Annotated in this window: 19 protein-coding genes, 1 tRNA gene and 1 riboswitch; of the genes, 2 read left to right on the plus strand and 18 right to left on the minus strand. The window is 39.7% G+C overall.

Features of this window, described 5'->3' with window-relative positions; all coding sequences use genetic code 11:
* Window positions 1-130: 130 nt before the first annotated feature.
* Complete coding sequence (locus ACO6HM_RS01275) at window positions 131-1462, plus strand: ABC transporter substrate-binding protein (protein ID WP_485389394.1); 1332 nt, start codon at window positions 131-133, stop codon at window positions 1460-1462.
* 189 nt (window positions 1463-1651) lie between these two features.
* Here the strand turns inward: ACO6HM_RS01275 and arcC are convergent, their stop codons facing one another.
* The 4 genes from arcC to ACO6HM_RS01295 all read right to left on the minus strand — a co-directional run bounded on the left by arcC (window position 1652) and on the right by ACO6HM_RS01295 (window position 5177).
* On the minus strand, window positions 1652-2599 hold the full coding sequence (gene arcC / locus ACO6HM_RS01280; RefSeq protein ID WP_485389395.1) for a carbamate kinase: 948 nt from the start codon (window positions 2597-2599) through the stop codon (window positions 1652-1654).
* 97 nt (window positions 2600-2696) lie between these two features.
* The gene (locus ACO6HM_RS01285; protein ID WP_485389396.1) at window positions 2697-3347 is read right to left on the minus strand and encodes a folate family ECF transporter S component; all 651 of its coding nucleotides are present in this window, start codon (window positions 3345-3347) and stop codon (window positions 2697-2699) included.
* Between the two features lie 57 nt (window positions 3348-3404).
* Window positions 3405-3502: riboswitch (THF riboswitch) on the minus strand.
* Window positions 3503-3642: 140 nt separating this feature from the next.
* Window positions 3643-3715 (minus strand) — tRNA-Lys (locus ACO6HM_RS01290).
* A gap of 298 nt (window positions 3716-4013) precedes the next feature.
* The gene (locus ACO6HM_RS01295) at window positions 4014-5177 is read right to left on the minus strand and encodes an AI-2E family transporter (protein ID WP_485389397.1); all 1164 of its coding nucleotides are present in this window, start codon (window positions 5175-5177) and stop codon (window positions 4014-4016) included.
* Window positions 5178-5331: 154 nt separating this feature from the next.
* Here ACO6HM_RS01295 and ACO6HM_RS01300 point away from each other — a divergent pair, with 154 nt between their 5' ends.
* The gene (locus ACO6HM_RS01300) at window positions 5332-6951 is read left to right on the plus strand and encodes an alpha-amylase family glycosyl hydrolase (RefSeq protein ID WP_485389398.1); all 1620 of its coding nucleotides are present in this window, start codon (window positions 5332-5334) and stop codon (window positions 6949-6951) included.
* Here ACO6HM_RS01300 and ACO6HM_RS01305 read toward each other — a convergent pair.
* The 14 genes from ACO6HM_RS01305 to ACO6HM_RS01370 all read right to left on the minus strand — a co-directional run bounded on the left by ACO6HM_RS01305 (window position 6941) and on the right by ACO6HM_RS01370 (window position 17509).
* On the minus strand, window positions 6941-7513 hold the full coding sequence (locus ACO6HM_RS01305; protein WP_485389399.1) for a biotin transporter BioY: 573 nt from the start codon (window positions 7511-7513) through the stop codon (window positions 6941-6943). The two genes, ACO6HM_RS01300 and ACO6HM_RS01305, sit on opposite strands and share 11 nt — an antisense overlap.
* Before the next feature lie 92 nt (window positions 7514-7605).
* Complete coding sequence (locus ACO6HM_RS01310) at window positions 7606-8088, minus strand: hypothetical protein (RefSeq protein WP_485389400.1); 483 nt, start codon at window positions 8086-8088, stop codon at window positions 7606-7608.
* Window positions 8089-8161: 73 nt separating this feature from the next.
* Window positions 8162-9163, minus strand: a complete 1002-nt coding sequence (locus tag ACO6HM_RS01315) for a hypothetical protein (protein WP_485389401.1) — start codon at window positions 9161-9163, stop codon at window positions 8162-8164.
* A 205-nt stretch (window positions 9164-9368) separates the two neighbouring features.
* A complete protein-coding gene (locus ACO6HM_RS01320; RefSeq protein ID WP_485389402.1) occupies window positions 9369-10073 on the minus strand; it encodes a tRNA threonylcarbamoyladenosine dehydratase in 705 nt (234 codons plus the stop codon).
* 21 nt (window positions 10074-10094) lie between these two features.
* Window positions 10095-10643: a DJ-1 family glyoxalase III gene (locus tag ACO6HM_RS01325; RefSeq protein ID WP_485389403.1), complete on the minus strand. Its 549-nt coding sequence runs from the start codon at window positions 10641-10643 to the stop codon at window positions 10095-10097.
* A 64-nt stretch (window positions 10644-10707) separates the two neighbouring features.
* Window positions 10708-11121 carry a YwiB family protein gene (locus ACO6HM_RS01330; protein ID WP_485389404.1) on the minus strand — a complete coding sequence of 138 codons (414 nt, stop codon included), beginning with the start codon at window positions 11119-11121 and terminating at the stop codon, window positions 10708-10710.
* Window positions 11122-12183 carry a D-alanine--D-alanine ligase family protein gene (locus tag ACO6HM_RS01335; RefSeq protein ID WP_485389405.1) on the minus strand — a complete coding sequence of 354 codons (1062 nt, stop codon included), beginning with the start codon at window positions 12181-12183 and terminating at the stop codon, window positions 11122-11124.
* A 2-nt stretch (window positions 12184-12185) separates the two neighbouring features.
* Window positions 12186-12863, minus strand: a complete 678-nt coding sequence (locus ACO6HM_RS01340) for a GntR family transcriptional regulator (protein ID WP_485389406.1) — start codon at window positions 12861-12863, stop codon at window positions 12186-12188.
* Window positions 12864-12872: 9 nt separating this feature from the next.
* On the minus strand, window positions 12873-13745 hold the full coding sequence (gene ispE / locus ACO6HM_RS01345; protein ID WP_485389407.1) for a 4-(cytidine 5'-diphospho)-2-C-methyl-D-erythritol kinase: 873 nt from the start codon (window positions 13743-13745) through the stop codon (window positions 12873-12875).
* A gap of 147 nt (window positions 13746-13892) precedes the next feature.
* Complete coding sequence (locus ACO6HM_RS01350) at window positions 13893-14348, minus strand: hypothetical protein (RefSeq protein ID WP_485380422.1); 456 nt, start codon at window positions 14346-14348, stop codon at window positions 13893-13895.
* A gap of 320 nt (window positions 14349-14668) precedes the next feature.
* Window positions 14669-15046, minus strand: coding sequence for a PBECR2 nuclease fold domain-containing protein (locus ACO6HM_RS01355; protein WP_485389408.1), 378 nt, complete (start codon window positions 15044-15046; stop codon window positions 14669-14671).
* Between the two features lie 74 nt (window positions 15047-15120).
* The gene (locus ACO6HM_RS01360) at window positions 15121-15378 is read right to left on the minus strand and encodes a GIY-YIG nuclease family protein (protein WP_485389409.1); all 258 of its coding nucleotides are present in this window, start codon (window positions 15376-15378) and stop codon (window positions 15121-15123) included.
* Between the two features lie 112 nt (window positions 15379-15490).
* The gene (locus tag ACO6HM_RS01365; protein WP_485389410.1) at window positions 15491-16897 is read right to left on the minus strand and encodes a sodium-dependent transporter; all 1407 of its coding nucleotides are present in this window, start codon (window positions 16895-16897) and stop codon (window positions 15491-15493) included.
* A gap of 420 nt (window positions 16898-17317) precedes the next feature.
* Window positions 17318-17509, minus strand: coding sequence for a YjfB family protein (locus tag ACO6HM_RS01370; protein WP_485372866.1), 192 nt, complete (start codon window positions 17507-17509; stop codon window positions 17318-17320).
* Window positions 17510-17524 lie beyond the last annotated feature (15 nt).

The following is a 17524-nucleotide window of genomic DNA, read 5'->3' on the forward strand; positions in this document are numbered from 1 at the left end:
TGAAACGACTTTATATAGTATTTTATCAGAACCTTTTTTGACCTTCAATACTTTAAATCTTGAAAAAAGTATTCTACATTGTTATACTTAACTATAGGTTTAAATAATGATAGATAGTGTGGTAGATTATATGAAAAAGAAAACTTTGTTATGTCTGTCTCTCATTTTTTGTGTCCTCCTTTCCACTACGTCTTGTTCACGTAATGTAGCAAGACCTATAGTAGATGAGGCTGAGATAGAATTGTGGACTTATCCTGTAGGGGATTGGGGTAATGAAGAGACTGTAACCAAGCTTATTAATGATTTTACTGCATCTCACCCTGAAATCAATGTAAAAGTAAAGTACTTATTCTACAATACCGGTGATAGAGAGATAGAAGAGGCTATAAGATACGGAAGAACTCCGGATATCGTACTTGAGGGACCCGAAAGGCTTGTAGCTAACTGGGGTGCAAGAGGCCTTATGGTCGATCTCAGTGATTTGTATACGGATGCCTCAAAAGACATCTATGATAACGTTGCTTACGCCTGTCGTTCTAATGATGGAAAGTACTATGAATATCCTCTCTGCGTGGTAACACACTGTATGGCAATAAACAAGCGCATTTTCAAAGAAGCGGATGCACTTCAATATGTCGACCTTACTAATCACAGTTGGACGACTGAGAACTTTTTTAAGGCTGTAAATGCTATATATGATTCAGGCCGCGATGATGTCCTAAGCATTTACTGTGGAAGCCAGAGCGGCGACCAGGGAACACGTGCACTTGTTACCAATCTTTATGATGGTTCCTTTACAGATAAAACGCACAGACAGTATACCATCAACTCTGCAAATAACATTAAAGCTCTTACAGAGCTTACTTCCTGTAACGGCATTAATATCGACCCTCAGCTAGATAGCCTTGGCGAAAATGCAAGATTTCGTCAAGGTGAACTTGCCATGAGTATTTGCTGGAATCCCTCTATGCAGCTGGATTCCAGCGTGTCAATAGATACTAAGGTTGATACAGATGATGAAATCATCCCTATGAAGTTCCCATCTCCAAATGGTATATCAAAGCTTTCAAGCGGAATATGGGGATTTGGTATCTTCAACAACAAAGACGAAAATAAGATAAGGGCATCTAAAATCTTTATTGACTATATGGCTAATGATCCAAGCGGTGTAAGAAAAGCCGTGAAAGCAAGCCATGCTTTTTCAGTTCACAAAGAGCTTAAGGGCCTTTATGATAATACTGATATTGGTGAGAAAATGCATATGTTTTTGACTGATTTTATGCCTTCAATGGGAGATTATTATCAAGTCACTCCCGGTTGGACAAAGGTCCGCTCCCTTTGGAGCAGTGCTCTTCAGTCTATTGCAAGGGGAAATGATATAAAAAAGGTTCTTACCAAATGCAATACTGACGCAAATGCAGTAGCTAAAGATTCTAATTTACAAATAGATGACCTTCATTGATTTAGTACAAGAAAGAATCCTGCTTCGCAGGATTCACCGCCTGCGGCGGGTCGCACTAGCGACATCTACATATCCGCCGCAGTGCGATCTCTCGGAGAGATTTTTATTTGACAGGTAATTTCGGAGAAATTTCCTGTCAAATAAAAAAACATCCGGTCTAATCTGATGATGAAGACCGGATGTTTTTATTTAATTATCATTCCCGCATATTATGGTTCCTGCTCTTCCCTTAATTCCAAGGAGAACTTTGTCCATTGATGTTATTATAGCTCTTTTGCCTTTTCCAGTAGCAACGAATTCGACTGCTGCCTCTATCTTAGCAAGGTCAAGACCCGGCTCAAAGTTGCCCTCTTCCATATACTTTCTTGCCTCATTAATAGTAATCTCAGATAGCGGCATCTCATCAGGGCTTCCCTTATGGACAATCAGGTTATCCTTGTTGGTAAGGAATATAATTTCATCGGCACCAAGCATTTCTCCAAGCCTGGCCGCAGTAAAATCCTTTTCTATAATAGCACTTGCCCCCTTTAGGGCAGTTCCCTGCTGCATAACCGGAATCCCGCCGCCACCACAGGCTATAACCACCTGGTCAGCCTCAGAAAGAGTCCTGATAGCATCTATTTCATAGATATCGATAGGGCGTGGTGAAGGAATAACTCTTCTAAATCCCTTTTCCTCTTCTACCACAAAGTTGCCCTTGTTTATCTCGGCATCGGCCTCCTCACGGTTCATATATCTGCCTATCACCTTGGTAGGATTGGTAAATGCCTTATCAAAAGGGTCAACTCTTACCTGAGTTATAATGGTGCATACGGTCTTGTATATACCTCTGTTAAGCAGTTCTTCTCTGATACTATTTTGTAAGTCATAACCAATATAGCCCTGGCTTAGAGCACCGCAGACCGACATAGGCGCAACTGAAAACTCCGGCTCAAGCCTTGAATACTCAGTCATTGCCGTATGAAGCATACCTATCTGCTCCCCGTTACTATGTGTAACTACAACCCTGTAGCCGGCTTCCACAATCTCAGCTATCCTCTCCGCGGCAAGCCTTACATTTTCCTTCTGTTTGGGAATTGTTTTCCCAAATGCATTTCTTCCAAGTGCCACAACAACCAATTTCTTCTCGTTATCCATAGTCCCCTCCAACTGATGACTAATCTATACTATAAGGCTTCGTGTGCCATATCATTTGACAACACTTGATACAATACTTCTAAATATCCGTCATATACTAAGCCTGGTTAAGGCTGTTACTTTTAAGTCTTGGCAATACCTTCATAAGGGCTGTGAGTACAACAAACAGAATGATACTATCAAGAGGTATCATGATTACGTTCTTTACAAGCCTTACAGGAAGCAGCTCCATAAGCGCTTTTCCTCTTTCAAACGCCATAAGGCAGGTACCCATTCCCGCATTTATAAATATCTTAACCAAGCTCTGTGCAAATACTATTCTCATAAAGCTGACAGGCTTTTTATAAAGCACTGTACCAAAAATTATACCTGCAAATACAGCCATTGCAGTATAAGCCAGGTTAAATGTGCCGCTTGGCTTGATTATAAACTTTACCACGTCCATAACTCCGCCGTAGATGGCACCAACCACAGGTCCAAAGGCAAAGTCCACTATGCGGTTTGGTATCCAGGCATAAGTCACCTTAAACGGACCAAAGTCAATGGAAGCAAGCATACCAAGGATGATGCTTAAGGCCCCCAAAAGACCGCAAAGAATAACGGTATGTAGACTTTTAAACTCTCTTGCTGATTCTCCAAATGTCTTTGGCAGGGCAAGGGTTTCCTTCACAAGATTGGCAGGAAAGCTCACAATCCCCTGAAGCTCCGATACAATGCGGCATGGTTTAGCATTTTCTTTTTCGTTCATTTTAACCTCCTTTGCAGTTTATCCTTACTACAAAAGAGCCTGGTACTTCTCTAATGTAACAGCGGGATGCGGAAATTTCACCGCGGGACTACCCCTTCGTTCCATCAGCAACTCCCCGTCTGATTGACACTTTACGCTAAATTTCCTACTCTGCTTTGTGAATTTACTTATAACCTCTAAAGTATAGAATAGAACCTATTGTCTGTCAAGATGGGACTGTAAGTGAAATAGAGATTAAATCAAAAACAAAAAAGCCCCTGCCCGACAGCTTTCTGCCAAACAAGAACCTCTTTAGTGCGTCTTCAGGGGCTCGAACCCTGGACACCCTGATTAAGAGTCAGGTGCTCTACCAGCTGAGCTAAAGACGCGCACGCTTTTGTTGAACGCAAGGAACATTATATACTAAATCACGCTAAAATGCAAGAAAAAATAAACTAAAATATTGCACTATTTTATTATCTCAATTAGCATTTTTATTGTGCATTATGTATATAACCCTTATGAGCCATCACCTCGTACGTGGCTTGCAGTTAAAAGTTATTACCAGATGATTATATCTGCCATAATCCAACATCCCCATTATAGATAACACCTTAGTTTTTATTTAAAAGAACCGTCAGCCGAGATCTATACCTGTGGCTGAGAGTTGATTTTAGTAACGCTCTTTTATTTACTTTTTAATTCTTTCTCTTTTAACTGCTTGTCCATTTCTTCATTTTTTCTTGCTTCTCTAAATATCATATCGTGGTAGATGAAGTCAACTATCGCAGCAAAAGGTATGGCAAGCAGTATGCCTGCAACTCCAAAAACCCTTCCGCCAATTACAATAGATACAAGTATCCATACTCCCGGCACTCCAAGGCTTCCACCAAAGAGCTTTGGCTTAAGGACGTAGCCGTCTATAGTCTGAAGTATAATAGTAAATATGATGAACCACAGTGCTTGAAGAGGGTTAACAAGCACAAGAATGAAGCCTCCAAGTATACCTCCAACTATAGGGCCAAATGTCGGCGCCAGGTTTGTTACTCCCACAAGAACGGAAATCAGCACAGAATAAGGTATGCCTGCTACCGACATAAATATAAAGTTTGCTACTCCTACTATCACACCATCAATTATATCGAAGGCAATGTATCTTATAAGTATGCTGTTGCACCTTTCCCAGAATCCTGCGAAAGCCTTGTATCTGTCTGCTTTCATAAGACGCTTTAACAGCCTGTCAAAGCTGCCCTTAAGTCTTTCTTTATCAGCTAGAAAATATATGGCAAGAAACATTGCTATAAATAAATCAAAAATTGCCTTGCTTATACTTAGGGATGTAGTTACTATTCCGTTAAAGTTCTCAGGTATCTTCTTCCCCACTACATTTAATATATCATCACTGAATCTGGTTATACCGCTTATGTCTATTCCTCTTGTTGCAGCTTCCACACTTGCAGCCTGTAAGAATCCCTGAAGTGACCTTATGTACTCATCCATGTTGCTAAACAGTGTCTTAATACTAACGACAATCTGCGGGATAAGCGCAAACATAAGGAGAATAATAAGCAGGGCTATGCCAACTAAGGCTATGGTTACCGAAAGCATCTTCCTCGTGTGTTCATTTTTTACATTTGCAAATACAGTCCTCTGTAAAAAAGTGACGAAGGGATCAATGACATAGGCTATGATAAGCCCTGTAATTAGGGGGTTTAGCACCTTATATACAACCCTTAGTCCATTAAAGATATCAGATACATTTGAAAGCAGAAAATATAAAATCACTGCAGAGCAGGTAGCTAAAGTATATGCAACCCATCTTTTTTCCAGTAAATCCTTGTTAAACTTCATAAATCCTCCCGGGATATATTAAACTATGTGACCATGATATCATAATTATCAGCTAAAAACCATAGTGAAAGTTTTAATTTTTTCCTACTTTAACTTTACAGTTTTATTTATATCGTCTACAATGGAGAGATACCACAAAGAGGAGGATATGAAAATGAAATTGAATAAAATCATTAAGCCACTTGCAGCCACACTCCCACTTACTCTTTCACTTACTGGTTGCAATATTATTTCAAACAGCCCTTCCATTAAGCTAATAGAGGATAATTACCGTGTTACCTATCAAATCTTCGTCTCATCCTTCTATGACAGCAATGGAGATGGAATAGGAGACCTTGAAGGTATAAGAAAGAAGCTCGACTACATCAACGACGGAAAGGCTGAGAAAGGCAATTCCCTCTTAGCCAATGAAATCTGGCTCACCCCTGTTTCCCCTTCACTTTCCTACCATAAGTATGATGTCATGGACTATAAAAATATAGATAAGGATTTTGGCACCCTGGAGGACTTTAAAGCCCTTGTTGAGGACTGCCATAAGAGAAATATAAAGGTGATTTTCGATTTAGTTATGAACCATTCCTCTTCGGAGCATCCGTGGTTTGTAGAAGCCGTAAACTACATAAAAGGCCTTAAAAAAGGCGAAGAACCTGACTTTAATACCTGTCCTTATGCTAATTATTATAACTTTACAAAAAAGAAGCAGGAGGGCTACGCACCTATAGACGGTACTAACTGGTACTACGAGGCTAGATTCAGCCCTAAAATGCCTGACTTTAACCTTGAAAATGTAGCCGTTAGAAATGAATTTAAGGATATATTTAAGTTCTGGCTCGACCTCGGTGTAGACGGCTTTAGGCTGGATGCAGTTACCTACTATGTGACAGGAAGTATTACAAAGAATACTGAAATTCTTACCTGGCTCAATAAAACAGTTAAGGAAATTAAGCCTGATGCCTATATAGTTGGTGAAGCCTGGTCTACAGAGAGTGAGTACGGAGCTTATTACAAGAGCGGAGTTGACAGCTTCTTTGACTTTGAATTCTCAGGAAGTGATGGAGTCATAGCTAAGATACTTAAGGGCGTGTCACCTGCAAGCAGCTTTGCAGAAAGAATGATAAGGGAAGATGAACTTTTTTCAGGAAATAATCCACATTATGTAAATGCACCATTTTATACAAACCACGATATACCTCGCTCTGCGGGCTACTACTCAGGAGAGAGAAGAGTTGATATGATTAAGCTCGCAGGAGCAATGAACCTGCTTATGAGCGGCAATGCCTTCATATACTACGGAGAAGAGCTGGGTATGAAGGGTTCCGGACGGGACGAGAACAAAAGGGCTCCAATGCAGTGGTCAAAGGATGCAAATGCTGAAGGCATGTGTAAAGGGCCTAAGGACATGGAAGACTTTGAAATGATGTACGGCACCTTAGAGGACCAAAGCGATGATGAAACTTCCATTTATAATTATTTTAAGAAAGCAATTAAGCTAAGACATAGTTATCCTGTGATAGCAAGGGGAAAGACAGGGCTGTATGACGGATTTGAAAATGAAAATCCTGATACGGTTTCAGTTTTTACAAGAAAAATGGCCGACGATAGTTATGAGCCAGTACTCATTGTAATCAACACCTCAGAAAATGATGTAAGCCAGAAACTTGGAGAGGACTACACAAAGCTTGAATCCTACCTTGTAACCGGTGATAAAGAGGTAACAATAAAGGATGGAATGATTAACATCCCATCCTTTGGTATAGCCATACTTACACGTTAATTTTATTAAGTGCCTGTTTAACGGCATTGCCTAGTATTACAGATACAACAATCTTTCCTATATCAAAAGGTATGAACGGATATACGCAGTAGCCAAGTGCCTGTGTGAAGTTTATACCTTTTGTATTTACCGCTGTAAACCAGATTGTTCCAAAAAGGTAGCAAACTAAAAGTCCCAAAACAAGGCCTATTATCTGTATATATATCTTCTTAATTCCCGCTTTTTCTATGAAGAGTCCGCCTATAAATGCCATAAATATGAATCCGATTATGTATCCTCCTGTCGGTCCGAATAAGGCAGTTCCTCCACTTTTTGCCCCTGAAAATACCGGAAGTCCTACAAGACCAATAAGCACATAGATAAGCACTGCAAGTGCACCCTTCTTTGCTCCAAGCACATAGGAACAGAGGCAGACCGCTATAATCTGTAAAGAAATCGGAACCGGTCCAATCGGTATCTGCCAAGGTCCAAGAACACAGCAAATAGCTGCCATTATACCTATGAGGGTAAGGCTCTTTACATCCATTCCCTGTTTAACTGTTGCATTTCCATTTGATGACATAATTTTTCTCCTTATAAAAAAGTGCGTGCTCGGATACTATTATACATCTTTTTTTATTATTGTAAACCTTTTTATAATACGAAAGTTGACAATCATGATGATTTAATTTCTTCCCTGCCTTTTTCCCGATTTCTCTTCGCCAGAATAGGGTTAGCAATTAAGCTAAGTATAAATATTCCAAAACATTTAACAACAAAATATACATTAATAATAGAATGAAATATTGCGTCAAGAACATGGGGGCCACTTATATCTCCACTTAACCACTCACTATATGCATAATATAACCCAAGCATCAATGCTCCCACTGTGATACTCCATAAGCTTTTCAATGTTGACAGCCTTAAAAATCCTATCTTATTTACCAATAAGTTTATCAGGTATAAGATAGCAAACTCAAGAAATGGTGAAAACTGAAAAGCCAATATGACAAACCGGGCAATTACTTCAAAGACAGAATCATAGATATTAGTATCAATAATTATTGATGTCAAAACACTTAGCATATACAAAGTAAACAATGACACAACCAAGCTTGCTCCTGCGTTTAACCCTGATCTGAGCACAAATTTCATATACTCCTCCAGTTTTTCAATCAACTGTGTGAATAATACATCACAATAACGCTTGTGAATATTTTATCATATTTTACAACTTCATAAAAAGCTCTGACTTCTCGTGCAGCTTACTCTTATCTTTTACCTTTTCAAGGCTTTCCACAAAGTCAACAACAAGAGGTCTGCTGTAATTGCCTGACCAGTGGCCTCTTATAGGTGGTTCTCCTCCCACCTTTCCCTCAGGGAAATGCTCCTCAAACTTTTTTACCTTGCTCCAAGGACCTAAGAAATAGCTGCCTCCGTTTGCCGAAAGCATAAGAAGACCATATTTTTCAGTCTCAACAAGACGGTCAAATACGGCAGCAGGCTTTGCATCATGCATATCTACCACAGTCACACTTCCTATTAGGTATGACTTCATTACTGCCCTCTCTGCCTGAAGCTCCTGCTCTTGCGTAATTCCCTGAGCAGCCCTGTCTTTTCTCCTTATTTCCCTTATTACAAGACCTATGCCTGCTCTGTAGGTTTCAGGAATACGCTCCATTCCTGCTTCTCCTGAGTCATACACCTTCTGCTTATAGTCCTCTAAATCATAATCAGTAATTCCTGCATCTTTTAAAATACTCTTGTACTTACTCCTTGCACCAAATCCCTTAAGCATAGCAGCCGCCTCTTCACGCATGGCATAGATAAAGCCCCTGCTGTTTGCACCAATCAATCTGTAATAAGGAGAAATATCTTTCTTTATAGCAAGGGAAAGCTGCTCTATAGGGGAGTAAGGCTTGTCCTCTTCAGAACCTGCGTGCCAAGCTGCTGCTACAGAAAAAATAGCTTCCGGCATATTGCCCCCTATACAAAGGCTCATTACCTTTCTTCCACTAAGGATGATGTTATTCACCTTCTCCTTAATCTCAGCAGGGATTTCTTCCCAATACGGAGATTCATTGCTTAGCTTCACACTTTCAAATTCTATCTTTTCTTTCTTTAAAAAACGGCAGATTTCCTCACCCTCTATATCACTAACTCCTACAAGTATGAAAGGATTCTGCTTTAATACATTTCTTATTTCAACTAAATAATCGTCTTTCTTCATTGCCTTATTTCCTTTCGCATAAACTCTTTCAAAAGAAATACTATAATTCTCCCTCGAGCAAACCCAATCGAATTTGTATTTTTGTCACTTCTATTCTAAGATTTTGGGGGAAGTATTTGACACCCATCGATACAGGATTGCTACAGCTGTGCTTAGCTAGGTCCTTGCTAAAATATTATCATATTTTAGGTTAGATTTAAACCCACTATTCTACTCTTATTAAGTCCTTAACTACCTCCCCGGCTATAATAAGCCCCACAACCGGCGGCACAAAGGAAATGCTTCCCGGTACAACTTCCTCACCCTCTTCAAACTGCGGTTTTATGGGCTCCTCTTTAGAATACACTACCTTTAGCTTCTCTACCCCTCTTTTCTTAAGCTCTCTTCTCATAACTCTGGCAAGTGGGCAGACGCTGGTTTTATATATATCTGAAACCTGAAAGGCTGTAGGGTCAAGCTTGTTTCCTGCTCCCATAGCAGAAATAATAGGAACTCCCGCCTCTTTTGCCTTGAGAATAAGCTCAATCTTGCCTGTAACTGTGTCTATTGCATCTACCACATAGTCATATTCCCTAAAATCAAAAGTCTCAGACGTCTCAGGCAGAAAAAAACATTTATATTTTTTAATAATTAAGTTTTTATTTATATCCTTAAGCCTCTCTTCAAGCACGTCTACCTTGTTCTTTCCAACAGTACTGTGAAGGGCTATCAATTGACGGTTAAGGTTGCTTAGGGCAACTGTATCTTTATCAACTATGTCTATGGCACCAATCCCTGCTCTTACAAGTCCCTCACACACAAAGCCGCCTACTCCGCCTACTCCAAACACCGCAACTCTTTTCTCTGCCAGTTTCTCTACTGAGGCTTTGCCAAGGAGCAGGGCTGTTCGTTCAAACTGGTTCTCCTCCATACTCTCCCTTTCTAACTTCTTTTATCTCCCTGTTACCTTGTCCCAAAGAGTCGCTTTTATCTGGCTGTCCGCATTTACTCCAAGTGCCTCGGCTATGGAAAAGGCAAATTCCATACTTGTTGCGGGTCCTCTGGAAGTGATAATATTGCCATCCATTACCACAAGCTCTTCCTTAAAGTTTCCTCCTTCTATCTTTTCGCCAACTCCCGGATAAGCTGTAAATCCTCTGCCTTCAAGGACTCCTGCCCTCTCAAGGACTATAGGGGCTGCACAAATGGCTGCAACAATCTTGCCTGCTTTATTCATCTCTTTTACAAGGTTTATTACCTTGCTGTCATCCCTAAGGTTGGTTGCCCCAGGCAGACCTCCCGGAAGAATGATAGCACTGTAATCCTCAGATTTTATTTCCTCCAACAGCTTATCAGCCTTTATGACTATGCCATGAGAACCTGTAATATCGGCACTCTTTCCTACTATATCGCACTCAATGCCAAGTCTTCTTAGCATATCAACTACTGTAAGTCCCTCTACCTCTTCAAATCCATTCATACATATAACTGCTGTTTTCATGCCTTCCCGTCCTTTCTTTATATTTTATGATGTGGGTGTCAAAAGTATTTGACAACCACTTAGGTTAAAGCAAAATTTCTATATACATCTTACAATCTGCCACAAATTCGCTGTCTATGTAAAGCCCGTATTCCAGGTTTACAAAGATATTTTTTTTACCTATTTTGACATCCAGTTTCTTTGTATCTGTTTCAATTAAAAATGTACCATAAGGGGTTTTATAATATCCTTCAGTATTTTCTCCCTCAGTAAAAGTCAGAGTGCTCCTTACCTCACCTGATTTGGTCATTTCAAGGAAATTATTATCAAACTTTAGCAATACCTTGTTTATAGCATCATCATCAGTTTTTTCTTCATATTTTATAAAATGCCTGTCATTTATCAGACTGTAGGTGCCAGGGGCAGAAACTCTGAATTCTTCCACCCCGGCCTCTGTATCCTGATATGATGACAGGCTGACCTTCACCTTTTTATTCATCTATTTTTCATATCTCCTAAGTGCCAAACTGATAAGCTCTTCAACGAGGGCTTTCTTGTCTATTCCCTGCTCATTCCAGAGCATAGGATACATGCTGATTGCAGTAAATCCCGGAAGAGTATTTATCTCGTTAAACACAACTTCATTGGTATCCTTTTCAAGGAAGAAATCTACCCTTGAAAGGCCGTATCCGTCAAGAGCCTTAAATATTTTAACTGCTGCGCTTCTTATCTCCTCTGTCTTTCCCTCAGGAAGAGTTGGAGAAATCACTGTCTTTGACTCGGCATTGTTGTACTTTGCATCAAAGTCATAGAATTCAGCGGCCGGCAGTATCTCACCTAACCCGCTTGCCTTTGCATCATAGCCCCCAAGAACAGCACATTCAAGCTCTCTTCCCACTATAGTCTCTTCAACAAGGATTTTTCTGTCGTGTTCTGCGGCCAAGATTAGAGCCTTTTTGAGGGCCTCCCTGTCAGAGGCCTTGCTAACTCCCTTTGAAGAGCCTGCATTTGAAGGCTTTACAAAGTAAGGATATGGATATGATTTTTCTATTTTTTCTACCACCTCATCCATATTAGAAAGTTCTTCCCTATAAACAGGTACAAAGCGGGCCTGTCTTACTCCTGTAGTATGTACTACTTCTTTAGTATACCATTTATCCAAGCCTACAGCAGATGCTATTACACCACAGCCTACATAAGGTATGCCAGCCAATTCAAGCAGCCCCTGTATGGTGCCATCCTCTCCGTATAGTCCATGGAGCTCTGGGAAAACCACATCCAGAGCGAGTTTTTCTACCTTACCATCTTCATTAAATACAAGTAAAGCCTTGTCTTTTGTATCGGGAGAGATAACCGCCTTTACCTTACTTTCTTTCCAGGCGCCACTTTTAACTGTCTCAACATCCGGCACAAGGAGCCACTCACCCTCTTTACTTATTACAATAATCTTAACATCATATTTATCTGTATCAATAGCTTCTATTACGCTTGCTCCACTTACAAGAGACACCTCATGCTCACTTGAACGTCCACCTATTATTACTGCCAGCCTCTTTTTCATATCTACTTCTTTTCCTTTCCTGCCTTTATTTCAAGGCTTACCTTTTCAACCTGATTGGTAATATGTCTTCTAATTGCTCCCCTGGCCTCAGACGGAGCATTCTCCTCTATATAGCGGATAATATCGCTGTGTTCTTTGATTAGCCCCTCATATACACCCTTATTCTTAAGGTATTCTATCCTGTATCTATACATTCTCTCTGAGAGATTGCCCACAAGCTGAATCAGGCGCTTATTGCCTGTAGCTGAAAATATACAGTTGTGAAATGCTACATCCTTTTCAGCCATTTCAGAAATACTTCCCGTCTTTGTAGCGTCCACAAAAGCCCTTGCCGCCTTCTTTATATTGAAAATATCCTCTTCACTTCTTCTTGCGCAGGCAAGCTCGACCGCAAGCTCCTCAAGGGCACATCTCACATCAAGTACATCCTGCAGGTCCTCTTCGGTTATATCACTTACCGAAGCACCCCTTCTTGGCACTACCTTAGCAAGTCCTTCTATTTCAAGCATGTGAATTGCTTCTCTTACCGGAGTTCTGCTTACTCCAAGCTTCTTTGTCAGTTTAACCTCCATCAGCCTTTCACCCGGCTTTAACTCACCCATAAGAATCTGCCTTCTAAGGGTACGAAAAACAACATCTCTTAAAGGAAGTTCAGACTCATTTAATACATATTTATCCATAAATCTCCTTTACTCTAAGCCCTGACACCTTGTAACCTCTACAAGTTCAAAGCCACCTATCTCACTTAGCCTTTTCCCCGCCATTACCGCCTTCTCTTCATTTTCAAATATTCCAAATACTGTAGGGCCGCTTCCTGTCATCATGGAGAATACAGCACCATTTTCAAGTAGCAATCTCTTTATTTCATCAATTATTCCATGTCTTTTAATAGTTACATCCTCAAGCACATTTCCTAAAAGCTTAACTATATACCTTAAATCCTCTTTACCAAGGGAGTCAGTTAGTTTCTTTATATTAGGATGAACCACTTCCGTCAAGCTGTCAAAGGCTTCATACACTTCCTTAGTAGACACCGAAACATTAGGCTTTACTATAACGAGGCTGCATTCAGGGAAAGCAGGTAGTGCCGTTAACTTCTCACCAATCCCCTCCGCAAGTGCGATTCCTCCCTTTATAAGAAAGGGAACATCAGCTCCAAGCCTTACTCCAAGCTCTTCAAGTCTTTCACTCTTAAGTCCCAGTTCAAAAAGTCTGTTCATCCCCCTTAAGGCAGCAGCCGCATCTGCACTTCCACCTCCCATGCCTGCTGCTATGGGAAGGTGCTTTTCTATGTGGGCACTTACTCCTGTATCAATTCCGTATTCCTCTTTAATTAACTTTATTGCCTTGTATACAATGTTGCCTTCACCAGTAGGTAGACCTTTTGCATCTGTAGTAAGGACTATCTCATCCTTCCCCTCAATCTTACTTAGAGTAATCACATCATAAATGTCTACAGTCTGCATTACCATACTTACATCGTGGTAACCGTCTTCCCTCCGCCCAAGTACATCAAGGCTTAGGTTTATCTTGCCATAGGCCTTTTCATAAACTCTATCCATAATCCTCTTTCTTAAAAATACTCTACACTCAGTCAGACCCTGCCAAAGGCAAACTTCCTTGTATAAGTTCGCATCCCTAGTAATAATTTCATATTACACAAAAGAAGGCACTCTAAACTGAGTGCCCTTTCATCAGGTGCACATTGTTTATTTCTTAAATATGCCCTTTACCTTATCTATGAACTTTTTCTTCTCAGGAGCCTTGTCAAGACCTGTTCTAAGTCCTTTAACTCCTGTTATGTATATGCCTGATACCATTGCCTTAACTTCCTTCTTCACAGGAATTGTGTTAAATACCTTAGGGTCACACATAAGGCTCATTACCTTAGGTCCAACCTTAGCCTTAACTACAGGTACCTTTGAGAGTCTGGAGAGCTTTGGCGCCTGCTCCACAACTATTTGAGGAAATCCGGCTTCGGTTATCTTCATCATCTTTTTATCTATAATCAGCATGGAAACAGCCTGCTCCATCTCTCTCATCTGTTCGCTTGCCGCTGCCTGCTTGTCCTGAAGCTTCTTTGCGTACCTCGATAAAAAGTACAAGCCTACCAATAGTGCAATGATTATAACTGCTGTTATAATGTATGGAATATACGCTGACATCTAAAACCTCCCAAACCTTCTGTTGCTTTTATAAATCTTGAAAATCTGTAATATTATACCATATAAAAATCCCAAATACAAATGTTTTTGCTAGTTGATATATTAAAAAGATATCAACTGTATGTGTATAATACAGCTAATATCTCTAGTAATTGTCTCAATATTTAACTTCAATTAAGGCCAAACAATACAGTCATTCGGCAGGCGTCCGTTTCTCCTGCATCTCTCGGTTTCCCTGTCTTGCCATCGGCGTGTGGTCCGGACGAAATCTACCACCTCAAATAACTGTATTGGTAAAGCCTAATTACAATATACCATTTTTAAACACTTTTGTAAATTATTTTTTTATTTCTAAGTAATCTATTCCATTCTTTATCATCTATCTTCATAAATGTTATAATCGAATTTTTATAATCTGTATTTTCTCCTGCAACAATCAATCTTAGTACAGTTTTAAATTTAATATTATCACATTGGATTTCTTTTAATATCAGTGCAGTATTAGGTTTTCTACTCTCAATTATAAAATCAGGATTTTCTACAATTTCAGAAAAATAATTGTAAAAACGTTCGTAATCATTTGGATGATTACTCATTATGTGCTTTATTCTTTCTTTTGTTATTATTACATCTTTAGTCAGTATATCTTTCGCAACTCTCTTATAAATATCAGGATTTATTTCTCCAATTTTGTACACTAATTTCTCCTCAAATCAATTTCATATAGAAATTTTATCAGTAGAGGATCATTTTGGTAAGCATTTTGATAATACTATATTTTCCCCTTATCCTTAAACAGTTTCTCCTTCTCCTCCCTGCTTAACCTGTGCTTTATCTCCCATTCTCTCTTCATAGCACTGCTTTTATCTTCAAAGCTTTCTGTGTACACAAGGGTGCAGGGGGTGCGGCCTCTGGTGTATTTGGCTCCTTTGCCTGAATTATGCTCTGCAAGCCTTTTTTCTACATCCGTAGCAAAGCCCGTATAGTAGGTATTATCTGAGCATCTTAAAATATATATGTGATATTTCATTCTCCGTCCTTCTTCCAAATAAATATTCTCAAGAAGTAGAATAGCATTAAATGATATAGGTGTCAAAAAAGGACATCCATATTTAACAGATGTCCTAATATTAATATGCGGATTACTCCCAACCTAAGAAACCAAAAATTCCTGTAGACTGTAAAAATAATATCCCCATCATAACAGGTGCTACGTATCTTACCATGACTTCATACATTCTCTTCTTGTGAAAACTTGCTCCGTTCTCAAGCATTTCTCCCTCTATCCAGCTAGGCTTAACTACCCAGCCTATGAAGATACAGGTTAAAAACGAAATGAGAGGCATAAGGAAGCTGTTACTGATATAATCCGCTATATCAAGAAGCTGCCCTGTGGAGCCATTTGGTAGAGGAGCCTCAAAGTAGAGGATGTTATATCCAAGACAGATGATAACAGCTGTAACTACCGCAAATATTCCCACACCCATACATACCTTTTTCCTGCCTGCGTGGAAGATTTCCATACAGTTAGCAACCAAGGTTTCCATAATGGATATACAGGAGGTAAGTGCCGCAAATACAACCATTACAAAGAAAAGTATACCTACAAATTTACCTGCGCCGCCCATAGCCGCAAAGACCTTAGGAAGTGAGATGAACATAAGGCTTGGACCTGAGCCCATTCCTTCCATTCCAAAGAACACGAAAACCGCAGGGATTATCATCATTCCTGCAATGAGGGCAACACCTGTGTCAAATATTTCAATCTGAGTGATTGACTTTTCAAGATGAGTTTCCTTCTTTACATAGGAACCATAGGTTATCATAATTCCCATAGACACACTGAGAGAGAAGAAGAGCTGGCTCATTGCATCTAGGAGTATATTTAAAAATTTTGAAAGAGTAAGCCCTTCAAAATCAGGCCTTAGATAGACCATAAGACCGTCTATACCTGTTCTTGTAACTCCTGTAGAGTCAGTATGCTTAAGTGTAAGTGAGAAGATTGCAATTCCGATGATGAGCAAAAGAAGCCCCGGCATTACAAACTTTGAAAACTGCTCTATTCCCTTCTCAACACCTCTGTACACTATCCAAATGGTTACCAGTAGGAATATAAGCATGAAGACAATCGGCAGGGTTTCGGAGGTAATAAAGCCCACGAAATATCCGTCTCCTGCGGCTTTAATACCGTCTGTAACTATATAGTCATAAAGGTATTTGGTTATCCAGCCTCCAATTACCGAATAATAAGTCATAATAAGAGCCGGTACTAAAAATGTAAGCTTGCCAAGGAAGCCCCACTTAGGAGAAATACTTCCAAAGGCCTGCAAGGCATTTTTCCTCGTTTTTCTTCCGATTGCGATATCCGTAGTAAGAAGGGTAAAACCAAAGGTTAGTACTAACACCAAATAAATCAGAATAAATAGTCCGCCTCCGTCTTTTGCTGCCAAATAAGGAAATCTCCAGATATTTCCAACTCCCACAGCACTTCCGGCCGCTGCCAGAATAAAGCCCAAGCTCCCTGTAAAACTGCCTTTTTTCTTATCCATATATCTCCCTCTCAAAGTATGATATAAGCGTCAAAAAATATTAGAATTTGATGCAAGCTTGCTTACAAGATAATTTCTCATCTTTTGATCTGCTAAAAATATAAGTAAACATCCATTTTAAAATGTGATGATTATGAATATTTTTATAAGCCCCTTTACTATACAGGTTTTTGATTAATATTTCCAGTAGCTTGCTATAATAAAATGATATATCTGTAATATAAATAAGATGTTTCCTTCTCCAAAGAATTTACTGCTTATTGCCGGTCATATAAGCGACATCTACGTATTCTCCATAGTGCATTCTCTCGAAGAGATTTTATGTATAGATAATTTCGTAAAATTTTCCAAATACACAAAAGATGGATGCAACACCGATTATCCGGCACTACATCCATCTTTTGCCATAGTAGATTCTAATTAAAGCTTTACATCTACATTGTTTCCAAGGTTTGGGGTAACAGAGTTCTCCATCATCTTAACCATACCCGCTCCCATAGCCTCATTGGTGTCCATATTCTGTTTCATTACAGCAGTACTAACTGCTGACATGGTCTTTGACATAGCCATATCTGTAGAAAGAGATGCTATGCTCATTGCTAATCCGTCCATATTAACCTCCTTGTT

It is taken from the genome of Catonella sp. (assembly GCF_057250765.1).